Origin of the sequence: Mycolicibacterium sp. Y3 (genome assembly GCF_051188035.1) — a bacterium.
Lineage (GTDB): Bacteria > Actinomycetota > Actinomycetes > Mycobacteriales > Mycobacteriaceae > Mycobacterium > Mycobacterium fluoranthenivorans.
This window is the reverse complement of record NZ_JAVQLT010000003.1, coordinates 38,891-58,533: the sequence shown is the minus strand read 5'-3', so window position 1 is coordinate 58,533 and position 19,643 is coordinate 38,891. Positions and strand designations below refer to the sequence as shown.

The following is a 19,643-nucleotide window of genomic DNA, read 5'->3' as shown; positions in this document are numbered from 1 at the left end:
CATTCCGACGATGGCTGACGCGACCCGACCGCAGACGCCTCTGGTTCGGTAGGACCTGGCGATCCCGACATTTCCGGCCACCACGCCGCACCAAAAGAAGTCGGGGCGCCAGGCGGGCGACGGAAACGACGTCCCGTGCCGGTACTCCAAGTATTAGGAGACGTCCGAACACTCATTTGGAGGAACCATGTGCAAGGCAAGTCATGATCCCGGAGGGCCACAACGGTGCAGCGGTGACTGCCGGGCCCGGGCCGCCAAATCCGGCGCCGAGGTGGCGGCTCTGGAGGCGCAGAAGCACACACTGCAAACACGTATCGCCGAGCAGACAGCGCCCTCTGTGGCGTCATGGGGGCCGCACGTCGGACCGCCACCGTTCACTCCGCCGAACGCGCCCGACTTCGACCAGTGGTACGCCGCGCAGCTCGCCAAGCATCCCGACTACACCCGCGAGCACGCCTACGGCCACTTCTACAACCTCGCCCGAGACCCCAGTGGCGAATCCGGGTATACCGACCAGATGCCCGGAGCAGGCTGAGGTCGGTACGGGCAGGAGCGCCGACGCATGCTGGACAACGGATTGCGGTCCACCGCGACGACGTCGATGCGCAGGCGCCGGACAGCTACTACTCGAGTCGGTTCTACCGAGACGCTGAACGAGTCGATCGCTTCGGCGCGGCGGCAATCCCCTGGCAGGGAGCCGGCCACCACTGCCGTCGCGTCGGGCCTGAAGCGCGGGGGGCCGGGGGGTGAGACGGTGCCTGCGCGCACCCGGTCCTGTCGGTGCTCTCGACTAAACTGACATCGTCGAGCAAGAGCACCGACACACCTCCGGCCGGACATGAGTGCCCGGTCCCGCACCACCACAGGAGACACCATGGCCGCTGGCGCCGCACCCGCCTTCACCGTCACCCTCTACGCCGCCCAGATCACGCTGTTCAGCATCGACGAGGACGCCTTCGACCGTTGGTGTGTGGCCAAGGGCGACGAGTTGCAATGCGAGGTGCCCAAGTGGACCGATCCGTGCGCCGGGGCGGCATTGTCGGACCTCGTGCACGACGCGCAACAAGCCCGCGTCATCCAAGGCGATGCCAACTTCGACCTTCAGGTCAACGGCGACGACGATGCCGAAGTCAGCGGCTTCTACGCCGTACTCAGAAACGTCGTCGGCGATCAACGCCTCATCGGGCTCACCAGCGGATGGACCGAAGTTGCGCGCGTAGGCGATGACACCGATGCCCGCCAGGGCGCCCGCGAACACCTCGACGAAGTCTGCGCCGTGGCCAACGCCGTATTGCGCACCATCGGCGTCGCCGAACCGACCACCGACAGCTCGCACCGCCACTTCGGCTACTGGATCGACCGAGCACTGCGCACCGCCCGCTGCTATACGTGCCAGTACCAATTCGTCGGCACCGACGACACCGCCGAGGAATGGAACCCGGCCTGATCGGGCGGTAAGACCGGGCTTGTCGGACCCACCGTCTAGCCTCGAAAAAGGTGAGGCACAGCGCTTCACAACCCAAACGGCCCAGTGTGCGCACTTGGTCACCAGCACCCCAAAGGGAGTCAACACCATGGGATCAATCAGTTACGCCATTCCCTATGGCAGCTCAGCCCGCGCTGAAGTTGCCAAACACGTGCGCGGAACCCGCGCTGACGTCATCGCCTCCAACAGCGCGCCGGGCGACGGATGCGAGTGGGGGGGAACGTACTTCGCCGCGCACCGAGAGGCCACCGGTCAGGTCTGGGCATCCATCACCCTGTTCGCCCAATGCCGCGGCGACGTCGTGATCAAGATGATGGACGAGACCATGGGGCCCACCGCGGTCGGTGTCGGCGCCAGCGTTCTGGCCGCACTCACCGACCCGCCCGAAGGTGAATACGCCCGTCAGTGGCGCTGCGAAGCGGCCCGCTACCAACAGCAACGCCGCGCCGCGCTCGCCGCGCGAGGACAGTGGATCACTCTGGGCCGCCCAGTCGAGCTACGCAGCGGTGCCCGCGTCGACACCGTGCGCGTGGAGACCCTGCGCCTGTGGAAGGCGCAGTCCGGTATGCGGATTCGCCCGCACTGGGACTGGTTCATGGCCGAGTGGACGAACGCGCCGCTCGACCGATGACCCCGAAGTCCATTCGCCTCAAAGCACGAAGGGAATGCCGCATGCCACCCCATCCGTCTACCCTGGCCGCCCCCGGTGAGTCCGTTGACGACCACCGCCGGCGGGTCCTGTCACTGCGTTACCGCATCGCGCACACTCGCGGCGCCTACCGGGTGCGGTGGGATGCCTACGACCTGGCGATGCTCTACCTGAGCACCGACCGGCCGCACCTGGTCACGCCCAAACGCATCCACGCGCAGATCAACGGTGGACGGTGCGCACCGGCGCCTGTGCGTGCGGCGATCGCCGACGCGCGCCGTGACTGGACCGCAGCGCAGCCCACGCAGGGTTCTAATGGCTGACCCGCGAGACATCACCACGTGCACCGTGTGCGGCGCCACGCTCATCCGGCACTGGACGCCCGACGGCATGGACTACGCCTGGCTCGACGAGACCGGCAGCTATCGGGCCGGATGCGGCGGGCCCGAGGGGGTAGACAGCATCGAGGGCTACCTGGATTGGTTGCGCGTCAAAGACATCGGGCGGTACTCCTCGTTTCTCGCCCAAGTTACGCTCGGTGCCGGGCTTCTGCCCTGGCAGCACTGGCACCGCCCGGCGCCGGTCACCAAAGCCAGCGACCCACGCCAGGCGATCCCGTGGTGTTGCGGCGAGCCCGCCCGGCGCATCCGCGACGTCTGGGTCTGCCGAGAAGACCATCATCACCGTCTGCACACTTCTGCTGGGGACGCACCAATCCAGAGCGAGAATGTGACTCTAGCAACGTAATTCGTGTGTCGGAGTGCTGCAATACAATAAGCGACAGCAGCAGATCGCTGTACACCCATCCGGCGGGGCCTGCGGGCCCAGTCAACCACCAGGAGAACCCGATGAGCACACCTGACAACGACCCGACGCGCTACACCCACATCCCGGTCGTGTTCTGCGACGAATACTGCGACAAGACCTACGGCACCATCGTCCTCGTCGGCGAGATGACCGACGAGCAGCGCACCGAACTCGCCGGATATCTCCTGCGGGGCAACGAGTACCGCCCGGCCATCCTGGAGTTGGTCGGTCTGGAGATGAACCGCCTCGACGACGCATGGTTCGACATGAACCTCAGCGAGATGACCATCGAGGCGACCGACCGGCTTCGGCTGGGCTGGGACGGTGAACTCGACGAGCATCCGGGCGTGTCGATCGAGGAGTTCATCGCGGCGTTCAAGGCCGCTGCTCAACGGCAGTGGCGACTGCACGGAACCCTGCACGTCGAGATCGACGCCACCGCCGACCACGGCTGGCGAGGAACCGCCTCCGCCCTGAAATCCGTGATCGCCCGCGTGGAGGAGCAGCTGGCCCGCGGCGAGCTACGTGAACTTCCCTTCACCGCGGTAACCAACCAGGACGGCCACGCCATTGGGCGGGTCTGGGTGACCGACTAAATGCGCAGCAGCGCCGCACGGAGCGACCTCTGTGCGGCGCTGCGTCGTCGTACCCGGCAGCTATCATAAAGGCAGCCGCACAACAGAAGTCGGCAGACCGAACGGCCAGGCGCGCGAGCCTGGTCCACGACCGAGGAGAACCCCGTGAGTGTTTCAGATCCCCAGCTTTCGGCGCTGGTGTACCACCGCGAGCACCTCGACCGCGCCATCGGGTTGCGCGCCGTCGAGATCGTCCGGGCCTGGCTGATCAAGACCAGCCGATCGCATGTGTGCATCGACGAGGAGAACCGCAGCCTGGCCGTCGCCGACGACCGCTGCGAGCTGCTCGACGAACGCGCCGAAGCGCAAAACCACGGCTTCGCGTTCGACGGACTCAACGACGCGATCGGCAACCTCCCACGCGAGGTGATCCGCTGGGAGCAGACTGCCCCCCGCGGCTACACCGTCGTCCTGGCTGACCTCAATGCCCACCTCGGCCGGGCCCTCAGCGATCGCAACCCCAGCCCGATCGCTTCGCTCGACTCCTGGGAGGCACAGTGAACACCGCCGCAGATCGGCGAACACCGACCGCAGACCTGGTGACGCTGGCCTACCGGGGCGCCAAAGCCGTACAGACCGGCTTTCATTCCCCGACCGATGACTGGGAGCCCATGCTGCTCTTCACGACCGTTGAGGGGCAGCTGCGCATCGTCGGCACGCCGCACACCCCCCAACGGAAAGAAGAGACCGCACAGGCCGTCACCGCGCTACTGCAGCGCGCCCACGCCGTAGAAGCCCTGTGGCTGTCCTCGGCATGGCAAGTCATCCCGGATGCCACTGACACTGATCTCTCGGCCATCACGCCGTCCCAAGATCCGCGACGGCGCGAGATCCTGATCCTGGTCCACGTCGGAGCCGACTTCGTGGCGGTGCACCGGGCGCCCATCCGGCGACACGATGACAAGACACCCACGCTCGGTGCACTCGCCGAATCCGATTGTTACATCGACGGATTGATGAGTGACGCGCTGCGTCGCGGCATCGGGTGAGACAGCTGGCGCGGGCATGCCCGGACGGCACAGCCCGCACCAGGTGTCACACCCTCCTGTATCTCGCGCCCGAAGTTCGCGACAGACAGCAGCCCTGGTCGCCGAATCGGGCCGCGTGGTGTGTCACAGCTGTGCAATACAATCGCGTTGTCGTCCAACTGGACTGACGGACACGGCCGTGTGTGAGCACCCGGTCACCGAACTGGGAGAAACTCATGGCGGACTACTACGGCAAAGGCCGCACCAACATCTTCAAAGTCAAGGACATCGAGGCGCTCAAAGCTGCTCTCGCAGGGGCGGAGTTCACCGTGGAAGCCCGGCCGGACCGAGGAGCCGATGCCGTGCTCATTCAGGTCTCCGACAACGACGTCACCGGCTGCTGGGGCCAGCTTGTCTACAGCGACGACGACGACGATGTCGAGCCGACCGAGCTGTTCGTCCCCGACATGATCGCTGAACACCTGCAAGACGGTCAGGTCGCCGTGTTCGTGCACGCCGGATCAGAGAAGTTGCGCTATCTCAGCGCCTACAGCATCGCCGTGCACGCCAACGGTAACCACGGGCGTCGACCTCGACGACATCTACCAGCGTGCGGCCGAGGCATTCGACGTCGATGTCAACGAGATCGATTGGGCCGCATACTGACCAGCGACTGCCGCCGAGCGTCGAGGTTTGTCGGTGGGTTCCGATAGAGTCGTAGACGTACCACCCACCGGCCGAGGCGTGAGCGCCCGGTCCACACCGGCCAAGGAGGCCCAACGATGATGACCAATACACCCCCCGCAGCGGTCCTGCGTTCTGATGACATCAACGCCGACCATGGGCCAGGCGTCGCCGTCGGCGTTGGCCAGGCGCTGCGCATCGGCGTCGATGCCAGCATCGACACCATCGACCTGACCCCCTCTGATACCGGCACTTTCGGGGTCACCATCCGCGAAGCAATCGGATGCCGGCTCTACGCCGTCACGGACGCCACGACGTACATCGATATGTGGACCGACGACGAGGGCTTCCCCGACCCGAGCGACGTCGAGCTGGTCGCCGAGACGCTCAACCCGCTGGCGACGCTGCTGCTGGCCGAGTACCGGACGATCTATCAGCCCTACTTCGGGGTGGCCCTGTTCACCGGGCGTCGTGGTGAGCACACCGCTGGCCTCGATGCCGTCCAGCTTGCGGACCTTCGCGCCCGAGCAGAGGCGCTCGCCGGCCGTCCGGAGTGGCTCGAAGCCTTCCGGGGACGCGTCATCGCCGCCGCGGCCCGCCAGCGATGACCAGGGGCCGGGGAGAGCCGCTGTGGCAGCTTCTCCCCGGGCCCGCCGGTCAGCGCTGGCTCACTCCCATGGGACAGGCCCCGACAAACGCCGTTGCAGGATGGTCTGGGCCGACGGCGGATACGGATCCACCAGGGGAACGATCTCGATCGGACCGTCGACCTTGCCGCGGCGCCGACGCGGTGGCTTGAGGGCATACAGCGCCGTCACGTCAGGCCGCTCACTGGTGTGCACGCTGCCGTCGCGCATCGGGAGAACCTCCACCTCGACGACAGCGCACGCGGGGTTGCTGCAGCGCAGGCGGATGCGGTTGGTATCGCCAGCGACGTCGCCGGGGGCCACCATGCAGCAGACGTCACCGCAGAACAGGCACGGCATCCGCTGACCGGAGGAGCGCACATGCGGGGGTGTACCCGCCGCCCACGTGCGGTGCGGGTCGGGCTCCCACCACTGCGGCCGATCGGTGACCGGCGGGAAGTGAGCCAGGATGCGCACATCGGAGCGCTGCACGGTCGCCGGCGAACCGTCGTCGACGACGATGACCTCGGTTTCGCGCGCGTCGCACTGATGGTGCTCGCAGTACATCTGCACCCGGCCGTGATCAACCGGCAGATCCCCGAAGGAGACGATGCTGCTGGTTCTGCCGCACAGATAGCAGCGGGTGGGAGCGCCCCCGGGGGCGGTGCGGACCCATGGCTGTTGCCCGTGGGTCCACGCCCGTGTGGGCATGGGGGAGAGCTTGTTGTCGCACGCCGCCATGGCGGCGTGGAAATTGATGCCCGGAGTGGTGCGCTGCAGCGCGCGGGCGGCCTTCTTCTGGGCGGAGTTCTTCGTCATCGCGATCTTCCGTTCACTGACGTCATCGGCGAAGCCCCGCATCCAACGCCTACCAACAGTGATCGGTGTATCGCAGATCCAGGGGACCTAGCCCTTACTGCCGTCGGTGACGCGGGCACCTGAACGACGCGGGGTCAGCCATGCGATGCGGCTCTAACATCGACTATAACCGCAGCGAACCCCTCAGGCATAGCGGTCGGCTGATGAGCTGTGTTCGGGGTGTTCAGGCGTGTCCAGGGCGGCGATATTTGCCCTCGGCGTTCGTGCGGGTGCGCCGACCCCAGTCGTAGCGCAAGGCGTGCATCAGGGTGTGCCACATCGGAACCGCGACGACGCGCCGCACCTCGTTGCGGTCGACGGTGTCGAACGTCGGCGTACGGGTCGTCCACTCCCAGGCTGCGCTGCGGGTGACGTCGTCGGCGATCCAATAGAGCAGCTCGTCGACGTCGGTGGTCTGCCGCAGGACCAGGCCGTCCCAGACGTCATTGGTGAAATAGCGCATCGTGCCGCGGCTGACGCTGTATGCGGGGCCGCCCTGCTTCTTCTCCTGTCCGGCCTTCACGCACTTGGGCTCGTGGATTTCGGTGAGCGACCAGCCGAGCAGGGCGGCGATCTGCCCACGCACCTGGATCAGACCGCGTTGCACGTCAACCTCGGTGGCTGGGGCACCTGCGGTCGAAGGTGTCGGGGCGGGCTGTGCGGGCGGGGCGCCGGTGACCTCGCACGGTGTGACATCGGGTGCTTCGGGCGCATCATCGACGGTGACGAGTCCCATTGGTGTGGTCACGATTTCGGCGATATCGGGTTCAGGGCCAACGGGTGCGAGTACGGCGTGCACGTCCATGGCGAAGTTCGCCATGCCGGGGTAGGGCTGTTCGTCGGTGCGGTGAGCAGACATGACGATCTCGCTGACCCACAGGAACGGTCCCCGCTCATCACGCCCGAATCGCTCAGCCGCAATGCCGCGGCCGTCGAACGCCGGGTCGACGTAGAGGCGCAGCGGAGCATCCAGGTGTGCATGGAAGGCCGGTGCGCCGCGGCGGCCGGTCAGTACGTTCGCCGTCCGGCCGGCGATCGGCAACTGGCTCGGTAGCCCGGGCGGCCCTGACTGCGCGGACTGTATGACGAAACGGGACACGACAGTGAACCTACCGGCGGATATGGGGCAAAATGGCTGCCGCCGCTGGGGCTGTTTGTCCTGCAGCCCTCGGGTTGGTCAGCGCCAAACTGGTGCGGTAGACCTACTGGCGGGCCGCGGTGACGTTCGAACGGCATGGGAGAGGTCCTGAGGTTCCCCGAACGCGGCGGCGACGGCGCCGCGACGCTCACCGTCAAGGAGATCGCCGAAGCCAGTGGGCTCCCGTAGCCGGTGATCGCCCAACTGGTCCACCGTACGTGGACGAGCTTCGGATGGATGTACACCGCAGGAGGCGGTGGCGCTCGCGGAGCGCCGCGCCGAGCCACGTCGAGCCGCAGCCGGCGGAACGGTCGCGTCGGAGTGCGGTCAGCGCGACGCGTAATACCCGGCGGCCATCAGCGGGGCCCCGTCCTCGGCCATGAATGCGCGGCGCAGGTCGGACGCGCTGAAACCCAGCAGGCGCGACAGCGGTACCAGCGTCAGCAATCCGAGTGTGGCGTCGGGTGCGGCGGCCACCGGGCCGCGGCTGTGATGGACGAGGACACGGAATCCGGCCGCGTCGGTGGTTAGGGTGTAGCCGCGCGCGAGGTCGCTGGGCTGCCAGGGAAGGGGAAGGTCGGGCAGTGCGAGATCATCGCGGATGTCGTCACCAAAGAGGCTATACAGATGGTGCTCAACGACTTTGGGCGGGGCGATGAGCAGAACCGTGTCAGCGTCGGTTTCCTCGGGATCGTTGCGCGACAGCCGTAGGCGCCCTGTACGGTCGAGGTCGAGGGTGTAGCGCGTGTTGGCGCCGGTGACCGGGTGCAGCTCGAGCGTGCGGTCATCGTGGCGGGTGTGGTTGTAGCCGGCGACTTGGGCCCAGGCAAGAAGTTCGGGGCTCAACATCGCAGCATCCATGCAGCGCACGGTAGTCGGCGTCGGTTCAGATCGTCACAATGCGGCCGCCGTGAACGTACTCCACTCTGGTTGAGCCCGCCTGCCTCACCGGCCGCGCGGGGTAGGTGTGCCCATGGACCATCACTGCGGGGCGAACGCGGTGAAGCCAGTCGTTGAGTGCGTCGATACCGACGTGAGCGGGGTCGTCGTGATCATTGATGCCTCGCGACGGGCAGTGAGTCACCAGAACATCAGCCGGCGGCAGGGCGTCCACCAGTTGGTGGTACTCCTCCTGGGTGTACAGGGCGGCGTCCGGATCACGCTTGTAGCGGACGCATCCCTCAATGCCGGTGAAAGTGATCGGCCCGACAGTCACTGTGGACAAATGCAGGTCGTACATGCCGAGTCTGCGCAAATAGCCGCGCCTGCAATGGTTTCCGTAGACGCCCATTGTTGGTACGTCAACATGGTTGATTCCGGTGAGTTTGTACGGGCTCAGGTCGCCGGCGGTGATAACGGCATCGAGGCGCTGGTTGCGGACGAACTCGGGTAATGGCATACCCAGTTGTGCTGTGGCATCGGCGATCACAAGGGCTCGCATCGGTGTAGTCGCCGGATCAGCTGTCGAAGATGCGTTTGACGATGACATTGCGAGGCATAGCGGCGACACGGACGACGTCTCCTGATTGAGGAGCGTGGACGACCTGACCGCCACCGAGCGCGATCTGGACGTGTTCTGGCCCGCGGCCGCTGAATTCGGAAAAGACGAGATCACCGGGCTGCGCGTCCGCAGGGTTGATTCTGGTCCCGACGTTGATGAGGTCATAGGTGACGCGGGGGAGCACATGGCCGGAGGTTTGCGCCGCGGACCACTGGACGAGACCGGAACAGTCGAAGCCGCCCTTGGTTGGACCGTTGGCGTCACCGCCACCCCACACATAGGGAGTTCCCTTCGCGGATAACGCTTTCTCGGCCATCCGACGTCCGGCCTCGGTCCCCCCACGTCCAGCGGGCAGTCCTGCGGCCTCTTGCTGATCGCCGCTCGACCCCTCCCGTGCTGAGGATGGGGAGACAGCCGATGCGAGGCTGGCCGCCGGGGCGGACAGAGCGCTCAGTGGCGATCCACCACCGCCGCCGCCCCCCGCCGGTCCGCCGCCCATACCGCCGCCAGGCGTGCCTCCGCCCATGCCAGCGCCCGGCATCCCACCGCCGGCGCCCTGCATGGCCGCTTTCGCTTGTTCGTAGTAGCGCTGGGCGAGTCGGTCGACCAGCACCCGGCGCAGGTCGGCCGGTGGAAGTTGCCCACGGACGGTGTCGGCTCCGTTGCCCACGGCATCGGCCTTGGCTTGCAGGACGCCCAGCTGTCCCATGGGGGTGCCTTCCACGGGCGCCAGCTGGTTACGGCGGTCGGAGTAGGTGTTCTGGGTGTCATTGAGCTGGTCACGGGCGGCGGTAACGTTCGCCGCGGATTCGTCGACCACGGGAACCAAGGAGGGGTCGACCTGAGCCAAAGCTGCGCTGATCTCAGCCTGGCTCTTGCGGTCGGCGATTAGTTTGTCGATGAAGGCACCCAGCCCGCCGGGCAGAGCGTCGAGACGCTGCTGAATTTGGGCCGGCACCTGCGACGGCAAGGGCGCAGTGACGGGAGTGCCCTCGCCCAGCAGCCCACGCATCTGATCGAGGATCTGGGTGACATCGTCGCCGGTGCTCATCAGACCGCTGCTTCCAAGCGATCGGCGTGAGGCCGTGCTGGCGGCCGCTCGGCGGATCGGGTAAGTCGCGGCTGCAGGCCAGCGTGATGGACGTAACCCACCGTCACAGCCACCTCATGCTCCCTTCCGCCGGTTCCTCCAATATTCCCACGACTGGGGACTCGCCTGCGCTCTCCCACGTCAAACTCTCAGCCCGAGTGGTTGGATTCGCGCAACCTGGAAAGGGGTCGGCTATCGACCCGGGAAATTTTTGGTCGGCCGCGAGAGCCGCTTCGGGCCCCGAAGTTGATGCATCATGGGCGGACGCGCCAACGCCCTGGCCGAGGGCCAACAGAGGTGGGGGCGCGCCACCCATTCAGGACGCTGTCGAAGAGGAGGTCCGCGTGACGGCGACCATGGACGCGAAGTCCGAATTGAGCCAGGTAGTCGTGAACTCACCGTCCGCGCGCAAAGCGGAGGTGTCGGCACTGCTCCGGTTCGGCGGTGGGCTGCACATCGCCAACGGTCAGCTGGTCGTCGACGCCGAGCTTGATCACTTGCCCGCAGCGCGCCGACTGTGCCGGGACATCCATGGCCTTTTCGGCCATGCCCCCGCCATCCGGGGGTTGCCTCCAGGTGTCGGCCGTGGGGAGAAGTTCCGGGTGCAGGTCGTTGCTAACGCAGAAACGCTCGCCCGGCAGACCGGTCTACTCAACGAGCGCGGCCAGCCGGTTCGTGGACTGCCGGCGCACATCGTCGCCGGTGACGATCGGGTGCTTGAAGCAGTTTGGCGGGGAGCGTTTCTCGCGCAGGGTGTACTCGTCGAGAACGGGCGGACACGGGGAATCGAAGTGACCTGCCCGGGTCCCGAGGCTGCGCTGGCACTTGCTGGCTTCGCTCGTCGCCTCGGAGTGTCGGCCAAGGCGCGAGAGGTTGTCCGCTGTGATCGCGTAGTGGTGCGAGATCTCGACGGTGTGAGCGAGCTGTTGCGACGGATGGGAGCCGTGGAGGCTGCCCAGGCTTGGACACGGCGGCGCCAGCAGTCTGTCGATCGTCTCGGGGCAGGCCTACCGTCGAGCTTCGATGACGCTAATCGGCGACGTTCGCTTACCGCCGGAGCGGCTACTGCGGCGAGGGTGTCTAGGGCGCTGGAGATCCTTGGCGCCTGCGCGCCCGAGCACCTCGCTCACGCGGGCAGGTTGCGGATCGACAACCCGAGTGCCTCACTGGAAGAGCTGGGTCGAATCGCTGTGCCACCCATGAGCAAGGATGCGCTCGCCGGCCGTTTGCGACGGCTGATCTCCAGTGCCGATCGTGCAGCGTGCAAGGCCGGGGTTCCGGATACCACGGCTGACTCGTCGGACGCTTTGGCTGACTACCTCATACGACGGTTGGGCTGAATCGCCGCCGAATCGAACCCATGACCGGGGCGGCCGTTCGCGGCCACGTGCACCTCAGGGTGTTTACGGGAATCGGCGGTCGCAGAGGTTGGTGTTGGCGTCGGCGATGCCTGAGCGGAAGGCCAGGATTCGGGTGAAGCCGGCGGGCACGGTGGCGTTGGTGACGTCGGCGGCGGCGAGTCCGTTGGTGAGCAGCCCGGAGACGGCTTCGTCGAGATCGCCTGCGGTGAGCCGGAATGCGGTGTTGGTGGCGCCCGGGGCGGGTTCGGCGAGAGCTCTTTCGGCTACGCCGGTGTAGCAGGCGGTGCGCAGTCCGGCTGTCGCTGAGGTGAGAGTGAGGCCGCGCTGGTGCTGTAGAGCTTGGGTGTAGCGGGCTACCACGATCGACAGGGCGGTGTTGTCCCCTTGCAGGAGTTGCTTTTCGGACTCGTCCATGGGACGGCCGAGTGCTGCCAGGGCGGGTAGGTCGATGCTGATGGTGTTGGTAGTGGGGCAGTAGTTGGCGGGGCCCGTGTTGGATTCGATGCCGGGGCAAGGCGTTGGGGTGTAGGCCAGTGTGGGCGCAGTGTCGGGTTTGAAGATGGTGTTGAGCTGTTCGATGACGGCGTCGGTGATTTCGCGGGTGATGGGCACGTCGCCGCTTCCGATCTCGCCGTCGGTGTCGGTGTGAAGAATCAGGGGTAGTTCGCCGCGGCGGGACTGGATCTCGCTCATGGTGATCTTGGCGCAGGCGCTGGCGCCGTCGACAAAGCCGATCTGGACGGCCGAGACCCGGTCGAGGGCGGTGCCGTGGCCGTTGTCGACGAGGTCCGCGCGATCAGGAGTCAGGACGGGGTCTCGGGAGACGATGACGGCGGCGAGGATGTGGTTGAGTCCATCGCCGGTGCTCATGGTGAAGCGTGGTGACTTGCCTTCGGCGAGCCAGCGTAGGTAGGAGCCGCCGAAGCAGTCTGCCTGCTGTTCTCGTACCAGGGTGGGTGTGGTCTTGTCGACGAGGCCGGCCATCTGCTGGATGGCGTGGCCGTACTCGTGGGAGATCAGTCCGGCGATTGCGGTATCACCGAAGTATTTCTGCCCGGTGGGCACCAGGGCGCCGCGGTCCCAGGCCATCAGCCAGTGCGGTGGGCAGAAGAAGGCGTTGGGTTCTTTGAAGGTCTCCGAGCCGCAGATTCGCGGGCTGGCAGGGTCTTTGGAGTTATAGGAGACCGTCCTGGTCACGGGCTTGAGCGTTCCGGGCAGCTCGGTGGCGTAGGTCTGCTTCCAGTAGTCCTCGACGTCGTTGACGCCGAGGAGCGCGACGTGATCGGCGTCGCTGCCGTCGCCGTTGATCACCTTGCCTGTGGGTTCGGGTGCGTCGGCGCGTACCCCGCTGGGTCCGTCTGTGGCAGGCAGGCCGGCGACGGTGAACGGATCGTAGAGGGGGGAGGCGGGGGTGCCGGTGATCGTGTTCGTGCAGCCGGTCGCGATGGTGATGACGGCGCCCAGGGCGCCTGCGAGGGCGAGGCAGCGGGTGGCGAGTGTGGTGGCGTAGCGGGCCATGAGGCACCTCCTTGAATGCGTGACCGGGGATCACCCGGTGGGCCCGCCCGCACGTGAGAGGGCAGACCCACCGGGGAGGGGGGTTAGTTGCAGGCCCAGTACTCGATGTAGCCGGGTTCGCCTTTGAGCTTGGTGAGGGCGTCGAGCTGGGCGAGGGCCAGGGTGGGGCCGGTGCCGCCCTGGTAGCGGGTGGAGTTGGCGGCGATCGCGCCGCATCCGGTGAAGCTGGTCAGCACCTTGCAGCTGGTGTAGCCGCAGGTGGCCAGCGCGTCGCCTTCGGCTTCGGAGCGGCTCGGGTACCCCCAGGTGGATCCGCCGGCACCGTTGGGGGCCATGGCGATGGCGCCGTAGGAGAGGGCGGCGTTGGCGCCGGGTGCGGTCAGCGTGCTCATCGAGGCGCCGGCAGCGATGGCGAAGACGGCGGCAGTGGCGCGTCGACGAAATGTGTTGCGAGACATCGATAGTGCCTTTCGGGTGAGTGTGGGCGGCTGCGGATCAGGGATTGGTGACGGCGGGCTTGGTGGCGCTGACCTGCTTGCCGAAGTCCGACAGGGTCACGGTCACGTTGGTGCCGGGCTTGGGCTCGATCTCGGCTTTGAGCAGGTGGTGTGGGTCGTCCTGGGCGATCCAGACGGTGACCGGGACGGTCTGCTCTTTCTCGGGTGCGAGTTTGGAGCCGGCGAGCTGGGCGACGTCGTTGGTCGAGGAGGTCCCTGTGATCTTGGTGGCCTTGGTGCCGTCGATGTCCTCGCTGCCCTGGGCCTTGGGGTCCTTGAGCTTGGCCAGCGCGTTGGCCAGACCCTTCTGGGTGTCGAGGATGACCGACACGTCGTAGATGGAGTTGCCCTGGCCGTAGTCGGTGAATTTGCCGGGGTCGGCGATATCGGAGTACAGGTGGCCGTCGACGAAGATGATCTTGGCCGACTGGGTCTTGTCGGCGCCCATTTGCAGGGTGGCCTCACCGGTGCCGACTGCGGTCGGCTTGCTGGCCACATCGGCTTCGAGCTTGGTGACCTTGAGGTTGGGCACGCGGCCTTCGGCGGTGAGTACGACGTGGGCGCTGTTGACGTCGCGCATTGTGTTGGCGGAATCCTGGACCAGGGTGGCGGCGTCGGGGCCGGTCGTCTGGCCGCTGCTGCTGCAGCCGACCAGGGTGGCTGCAGCTGCGGCCGCTGCGGTGGTGGCGACGATGCCGAGACGGAATTTCATGGGTTCTCCTTCGGTGGTGGATTTTGTGATCTGCTGCGTTCGGTGCGGCGCTTCGGTTCGCGGGGAGTGTGGAGGTCCCCTGTCCGGTCCGGCCGATCGGTCTGTCGCGGCGTTCAGGAGGTGAGACGTGAACCTGTGAACCGGTAGAGGCCGTGCCTGGTCAGGGCCACCGCGATCAACAGCCGGTCCGCGGTCTGCCCGCATGCGCTGAGCAGGTCCAGGGCCAGGGTGGTCGTCATGGTGGTCCTTTTCGGTGGTCATCGTCAGTACCACTGAACTGTAGCACAAAACCGTAGCACCGCAACAGTTACGCTATGGCTGGCACGCTCTAGGTGAAGCGGTTGTAGCGGAATCGCGGTATCGCTCATGTCCCCCTGCCCTGCAATGTGCAGCTGAGCTGCGCCTATGCCCCCCGGCCTGGCCTGACCTAGGAGATCTTGTCCTCGATCTGCGAAGCCACGTCCTCGGCTTGCTGTCCACGCATGGCCGCACAGGTGCGGACGTCGATCACGACGTTGGAGTCGGTGCTGAGCACCCGTTGGCACGCGCGCTCGGCAGTGGTGACGACCACGCTCAATCGACCTCGGGCCGAATCGACGGCGTCGACCGCAATCGACTGTGGTGGCGCACCGGGCGCTGCGGGCACGGTGACAGTTGTGGAGGTGCAGTCCCGCCAGGCCGACATCTGGCTGTCCTGATATCGGGCGGCATCCTCGGCAGTGGGGAAACCAACGACGAACTGCACGACGGTGTTTCGTGGATCGGCAGGATCGGCCAACGATTGCCCTGCGACACCGGTGACCGGTTGACCGCGGTAGCCCTCTGCTGTGCCGGGCTCAACGGTCGAGGTGCACTGCGGTGGGTTGGCGACGGTGGCGCTGAGCTGGGTCACCGTTGCCGGGGTCACCGATGCGAGTTGGGGGGCGTTGATCGCTGAGCCAAGGGCCGCAGCGTCAATGAGCAAGCCGGCCAGTTTCTCCGCAGCGACGGGGTCTTGGGATGGCGTCGGGCCCTGGGTTGGGCCTTGCGCGGCGCCGGGCAGCGACGGTGTGCGCGAACCTCCCTCGCGGGTCAGGACGGTCAAGCCGGCGATCGCGGCGGCGATCAGGATGACCGCGGTGACCGGGACGGCGATGCGCATCGGTCGCCGCGGCGCGTGGGCGCCGCGGGCGGTGACGGTGGTGCGGGGCAGGCGCAAGCGGGTAGCGACGACGGCGAGGGCGACGACACCCAAGGTGGCCAGCGCGGCAATGTCGAGGGCCCACCAGTTTCTATCGTGGCGCCATAGCGGATCGTCGACCGACAGCATGGGCGCTGCGCTCATCAAATCGACGGTCGAGGCCGAGGCTGCAAAACCCCACCGGGCTGGCAGGAACCATGACAACTGTTCGAGCACGATGCGACCCGTGATGGGAATCATCCCGCCGGAGAACACGATCGACAGAAAGACGGTGGCTACCAACATCGGCAGGATCTGTTCGCCAGTGCGCGCCAGCGCCGAGAGCATCAGCCCGACGACGGCCGAGACGATCGCGGTGGCGGCCAGGGTGAGGTACAACTCGATATCGGCGTTGCCGATGAGCACCCCGGTGGTGGCGGGACCGCCCTTGCCGGAAACCACGATCGCGGTCAGGACGGCCGCCTGGAGCGCGGCGATCACGCTGTAGACGCTCACTTTTGCCGTCAGGTACGCCCCGGCTGACAGGCCCACCGATTGCTCTCGTCGGAAGATGGTGCGTTCGCCGACCAGATCGCGGATGGTCAGCGCGGTGCCCATGAAGACGGCCGCGATGTTGAGCAAAATCAGCAGCTGGTTGGGTTCGTTCGGAGAGCCGCCAGCGGCGGTGGCTTTGCCCAGCCCGACGTCGCCGGGCACCACCAGCGCCAGCCCGCCCAGCAGGAATGGCAGCAGCATCAAGAAAGCGAAGTAGCCGCGGTCGGCGACCAGTAGGCGTATCTGGCGACGGGCGACGGTGAGGATCTGGCGCAGCGGGCTGCTGCGCGCGGGTTGTCGTGTGGACGCTTCCGATGCGGGGGCGGTGGTGGCGGCGACGCGCGGCGGGGGAGCGGTGCGGGCTCGGAAGGCGCGGTGCGCGCCGTCGGGGTCGCTGGAGACCCAGGCGAAGATGTCGGCCCAGTCGTCGGTGCCCAGGGTGGGGGCTACCTGACGCGGCGGACCGGCATAGGCCGTCTTGCCGCCGGGGGCCAACAGCAGCACCTGGTCGCAGAGGTTGAGGTAGGTCAGTGAGTGGGTGACCACGACGACGACGCGGCCGGCGTCGGCGAGCTTGCGCAACATCGTCATCACCTGGCGATCCAGCGCCGGGTCCAGACCCGAGGTGGGTTCGTCGAGGATGAGCAACGAGGGTCCGGTGAGAAGCTCCATGGCCACCGACGCGCGTTTACGCTGACCGCCCGAAAGGGTGTCGACACGCTTGTTGCGGTGTTCGGTCAGTTCGAGTTCGGCCAGGACGCGATCGACGAGTGCGCGACGGTCAGCGCGGCTGGTGTCGGGGGGCAGACGCAACTCGGCGGCGTAGCGCAGCGCCTGAGTGACGGTCAGTGAGCGGTGCACGACGTCGTCTTGGGGGACCAGGCCGATACGCGAGCGCAGCGAGGCGTAGTCGGCGTGCAGATCGTGACCGTCGAACACCACGACGCCCTCGGTCGGACTGGACTGGCCGCCGAGCAGCTTGATCAGCGTGGATTTTCCGGCGCCAGAGGGACCGATGACCGCGGTCAGCGAGCCCGGGCGGGCGGTGAAGCTGACGTCGGTGAGCAACTGATGGCCGTCGATGCTCAGAGCCAGAGCCTGGGCGTTGATGCCGCGGTCGGTGGTGGGGGTGGCGCGTGGGCGGATGGCTGTGCCGTCGAAGACCAGATCGGCATTGCCGACGGTGATGATGTCGCCGGGCCGCAGCAGTGTCGGTGCGCCGACCGGCATGCCGTTGAGGAAGGTGCCGTTGCTGCTGGCGTTGTCCCGGATGGTCAGACCCCCCGGGCCGCGGTCGGCGATCGCGTGCACCCGCGAGACCACCGGGTCGTCAATGACGACCGTCGCTGCAGAGGACCGCCCGATACTGATCGCGCCAGGTGCCGGTGCGGCGGGGCGCGCCGTCATGCGCTTGACCGCACCGGTCAGCCCGGTGGGCTCCGGCGGCACCGGCCGGGCAAGGGGCGGCAGCGGCGGCGATGGCGGTCCGAGAGGCTGACGCGGTGGGGCCGGCGGTCGGGCAACATGCGGCGTCGGCGGCGGTGGCTGACGCCGGTCAACCGGTGGTGCCGGGTGCGGCGGGTGTGGTGGGGCGCTCAGCGGGCGCCCCGGTCGCGGCGTGGTTGTGGGCCGTGATGCCGGTGGTGCGGGCGGCCCGAACTGGCGGGCTGCCGGAACGGCCTGGGTGGTAACCCGGAACGTCAGTACCGGGCCCTCGGCGCCGCCGAGGGTGATCGTGGTGTCGTCGTCGATCGCCACGGCGGCCATGCGGCGCCCGTCGACGAAGATGCCGTTGCGGCTCTTGTCGGTGGCCCACCACTGGGTGCCGTCGTGGCGAAGCACCAGGTGGTGGCGCGAGAGAGCTTGCCTATGGGCGGCGCTGACACGAACGTCGACGTCGTCGCCACGGCCGACGGTAATGATGCGTCCGGCGGGGAAGGTGTACATCTGTGAACCCGCCCATACCGTGAGCGGCGTCGGATGATTGAGGTTGCCGGCCATCGTCATCGAAATCCTCACCTATAGACGTATTCAGCTGGTTCTCGACGCAGCCAGTCGCGGCGACGGATAGCTGCGTTTGTGAACCTACCGGATGTGCAACGGTTGCAATGACACTATTGCACCGGATGGTGCTACGGTAATAGATATAGCGCTACGGTTAAACCGGGGGGAGAGGAGAGGTAATGGTCCAGCCTGAACATCAACCCCTGCCGGTGCCGGCGTTGCGAATCAGTTGTGCTGGTCGCGACTACACCGTGACCGCCGAGGACGGCCCGATCACGGTCGGGAGGCAGTTTCCGGCTCAGGTCATCGTCGATGATCCACGGATTTCCCGTAACCACCTACGCCTGGAGGTCGACTCGACCGGATGGGTGGGGCGTGACCACAGCACCAATGGCGTCTATAGCAGCGGGCAGCGCCTGCAGGAGTTCACCGTGACCGACTCGTTGACCCTCAACCTCGGACACCCGGACGGGATCCCCGTCCACCTCAGTCTGATTGCGTTCGACGGGGATGTCAGCAGCGGCGAGTCCGATTCCGCGTCCACCGGCGCAGCCACCGCGGAATACGAGGAGGACGATCACTCTGACATCACGATGGCGGTGGGCAACAACGATCTTGACGTGGTTCGTGCCGGCGCAGCGGTCAGTGCACGACGTCGTCAGCTCAACATCTCCCAACGCAGCTTGGCCGCGGACGGAATCCTCAATGCCGGCGCGCTGATCGCATTCGAGAAGGGTCGTAGCTGGCCTCGGCGGTCGACCCGCGCCAAGCTCGAAAAGGTCCTGAAATGGCCCGAGGGGACCATCGACCGCATTCGGCGCGGGGAAGCCGTTGATGTTCCCGGCGTCAACGAGCCTGGCGATGGATACCTGGCCGGCGAAGATGCCACCGAAGCGGTCACGACGAACATCGTGGGCGCTCCACTTATGGCCCAAGCGGTGCAGGTGGCGCTGTCGAGCATCGGCGCTCGCGCGGAGCAGCTTGACGCGAAATCCGCCGACGAGCAGCACGCCGCGATCGTCGAACTGCTCGCCGAACTGCGCAACCTCGAACATATCGCCGCTGAGGCTGCCTCCAAGGCGACCCGGGCGCCCTCGGTGGTCATGGCGCTCAGCGAGGTTCGGCGTAACTACCGGACCTTGATGCTGCGCGCTGCCCGTAGCCGGCAAGCCACCCCCGGCCAGAAGCTATTCGCGGCCCGAGACCAGGCTCAACTCAGCGTGGCCGAGGCGGCCAACGCCGCCGGAGTGATGCCTGCGGATATCGCAGCCGCCGAGGCTGATCAACAGTTGGTCCCTTCAGTCGAGTCGGCGATCGACGGTCTGCGGCGATGGCTGAGCGGCAAATGATGCCTGGTACACGCGGCCGGGCCGTCGCCCATATGGCGGTGCTGGC

Annotated in this window: 22 protein-coding genes; 12 read left to right on the top strand and 10 right to left on the bottom strand. The window is 66.8% G+C overall.

The window, feature by feature from the left end:
- The first annotated feature begins 187 nt into the window (after positions 1–187).
- From QN239_RS32655 to QN239_RS32610, 10 genes are all read left to right on the top strand, one after another.
- The gene (locus QN239_RS32655; RefSeq protein WP_499017408.1) at positions 188–535 is read left to right on the top strand and encodes a hypothetical protein; all 348 of its coding nucleotides are present in this window, start codon (positions 188–190) and stop codon (positions 533–535) included.
- 339 nt (positions 536–874) lie between these two features.
- Positions 875–1,447: a hypothetical protein gene (locus tag QN239_RS32650; protein ID WP_499017407.1), complete on the top strand. Its 573-nt coding sequence runs from the start codon at positions 875–877 to the stop codon at positions 1,445–1,447.
- A gap of 127 nt (positions 1,448–1,574) precedes the next feature.
- Positions 1,575–2,117 carry a DUF6927 domain-containing protein gene (locus tag QN239_RS32645; protein WP_499017406.1) on the top strand — a complete coding sequence of 181 codons (543 nt, stop codon included), beginning with the start codon at positions 1,575–1,577 and terminating at the stop codon, positions 2,115–2,117.
- Positions 2,118–2,158: 41 nt separating this feature from the next.
- Positions 2,159–2,458 (top strand): hypothetical protein, encoded by a 300-nt coding sequence (locus QN239_RS32640; RefSeq protein ID WP_499017404.1) that lies wholly within the window; start codon positions 2,159–2,161, stop codon positions 2,456–2,458.
- Entirely contained in the window at positions 2,451–2,882 is a 432-nt protein-coding gene (locus QN239_RS32635) for a hypothetical protein (protein WP_499017402.1), read from the top strand. Before QN239_RS32640 ends, QN239_RS32635 begins: the two co-directional genes overlap by 8 nt.
- Positions 2,883–2,983: 101 nt before the next feature.
- Positions 2,984–3,538 carry a hypothetical protein gene (locus QN239_RS32630; RefSeq protein WP_499017400.1) on the top strand — a complete coding sequence of 185 codons (555 nt, stop codon included), beginning with the start codon at positions 2,984–2,986 and terminating at the stop codon, positions 3,536–3,538.
- Between the two features lie 144 nt (positions 3,539–3,682).
- On the top strand, positions 3,683–4,078 hold the full coding sequence (locus QN239_RS32625) for a hypothetical protein (protein ID WP_499017399.1): 396 nt from the start codon (positions 3,683–3,685) through the stop codon (positions 4,076–4,078).
- Positions 4,075–4,566 carry a hypothetical protein gene (locus QN239_RS32620; RefSeq protein ID WP_499017397.1) on the top strand — a complete coding sequence of 164 codons (492 nt, stop codon included), beginning with the start codon at positions 4,075–4,077 and terminating at the stop codon, positions 4,564–4,566. Before QN239_RS32625 ends, QN239_RS32620 begins: the two co-directional genes overlap by 4 nt.
- A 215-nt stretch (positions 4,567–4,781) precedes the next feature.
- A complete protein-coding gene (locus QN239_RS32615; protein ID WP_499017394.1) occupies positions 4,782–5,258 on the top strand; it encodes a hypothetical protein in 477 nt (158 codons plus the stop codon).
- Positions 5,259–5,330: 72 nt separating this feature from the next.
- Positions 5,331–5,837: a hypothetical protein gene (locus tag QN239_RS32610; RefSeq protein WP_499017391.1), complete on the top strand. Its 507-nt coding sequence runs from the start codon at positions 5,331–5,333 to the stop codon at positions 5,835–5,837.
- Positions 5,838–5,897: 60 nt separating this feature from the next.
- On the opposite strand, the gene QN239_RS32605 is transcribed toward QN239_RS32610, so the two are convergent.
- The 5 genes from QN239_RS32605 to QN239_RS32585 all read right to left on the bottom strand — a co-directional run bounded on the left by QN239_RS32605 (position 5,898) and on the right by QN239_RS32585 (position 10,403).
- Positions 5,898–6,674: a hypothetical protein gene (locus QN239_RS32605; protein ID WP_499017388.1), complete on the bottom strand. Its 777-nt coding sequence runs from the start codon at positions 6,672–6,674 to the stop codon at positions 5,898–5,900.
- 223 nt (positions 6,675–6,897) lie between these two features.
- Entirely contained in the window at positions 6,898–7,812 is a 915-nt protein-coding gene (locus tag QN239_RS32600) for an Imm63 family immunity protein (RefSeq protein ID WP_499017386.1), read from the bottom strand.
- A gap of 366 nt (positions 7,813–8,178) precedes the next feature.
- Positions 8,179–8,712 (bottom strand): Imm61 family immunity protein, encoded by a 534-nt coding sequence (locus QN239_RS32595; protein WP_499017384.1) that lies wholly within the window; start codon positions 8,710–8,712, stop codon positions 8,179–8,181.
- A 25-nt stretch (positions 8,713–8,737) separates the two neighbouring features.
- Complete coding sequence (locus tag QN239_RS32590; RefSeq protein ID WP_499017382.1) at positions 8,738–9,280, bottom strand: metallophosphoesterase family protein; 543 nt, start codon at positions 9,278–9,280, stop codon at positions 8,738–8,740.
- Positions 9,281–9,308: 28 nt separating this feature from the next.
- On the bottom strand, positions 9,309–10,403 hold the full coding sequence (locus QN239_RS32585; RefSeq protein WP_499017379.1) for a C40 family peptidase: 1,095 nt from the start codon (positions 10,401–10,403) through the stop codon (positions 9,309–9,311).
- Between the two features lie 395 nt (positions 10,404–10,798).
- On the opposite strand from QN239_RS32585, the gene whiA reads away from it, so the two are divergent.
- Positions 10,799–11,782: a DNA-binding protein WhiA gene (whiA, locus tag QN239_RS32580; RefSeq protein ID WP_499017377.1), complete on the top strand. Its 984-nt coding sequence runs from the start codon at positions 10,799–10,801 to the stop codon at positions 11,780–11,782.
- 63 nt (positions 11,783–11,845) lie between these two features.
- Here whiA and QN239_RS32575 read toward each other — a convergent pair whose 3' ends face one another.
- The 5 genes from QN239_RS32575 to QN239_RS32555 form a co-directional block, all read right to left on the bottom strand.
- Positions 11,846–13,321, bottom strand: a complete 1,476-nt coding sequence (locus tag QN239_RS32575; protein ID WP_499017374.1) for a neutral zinc metallopeptidase — start codon at positions 13,319–13,321, stop codon at positions 11,846–11,848.
- Positions 13,322–13,404: 83 nt separating this feature from the next.
- Positions 13,405–13,779: a DUF4189 domain-containing protein gene (locus QN239_RS32570; protein ID WP_499017371.1), complete on the bottom strand. Its 375-nt coding sequence runs from the start codon at positions 13,777–13,779 to the stop codon at positions 13,405–13,407.
- Between the two features lie 37 nt (positions 13,780–13,816).
- Positions 13,817–14,530: an LppX_LprAFG lipoprotein gene (locus QN239_RS32565; RefSeq protein WP_499017369.1), complete on the bottom strand. Its 714-nt coding sequence runs from the start codon at positions 14,528–14,530 to the stop codon at positions 13,817–13,819.
- A gap of 113 nt (positions 14,531–14,643) precedes the next feature.
- The gene (locus QN239_RS32560) at positions 14,644–14,769 is read right to left on the bottom strand and encodes a hypothetical protein (protein ID WP_499017366.1); all 126 of its coding nucleotides are present in this window, start codon (positions 14,767–14,769) and stop codon (positions 14,644–14,646) included.
- 188 nt (positions 14,770–14,957) lie between these two features.
- A complete protein-coding gene (locus QN239_RS32555) occupies positions 14,958–18,251 on the bottom strand; it encodes an ATP-binding cassette domain-containing protein (protein ID WP_499017364.1) in 3,294 nt (1,097 codons plus the stop codon).
- A 176-nt stretch (positions 18,252–18,427) separates the two neighbouring features.
- Between QN239_RS32555 and QN239_RS32550 the strand changes: the two genes are divergently transcribed.
- On the top strand, positions 18,428–19,597 hold the full coding sequence (locus tag QN239_RS32550) for an FHA domain-containing protein (protein ID WP_499017362.1): 1,170 nt from the start codon (positions 18,428–18,430) through the stop codon (positions 19,595–19,597).
- The last annotated feature ends 46 nt before the right edge of the window (positions 19,598–19,643 follow it).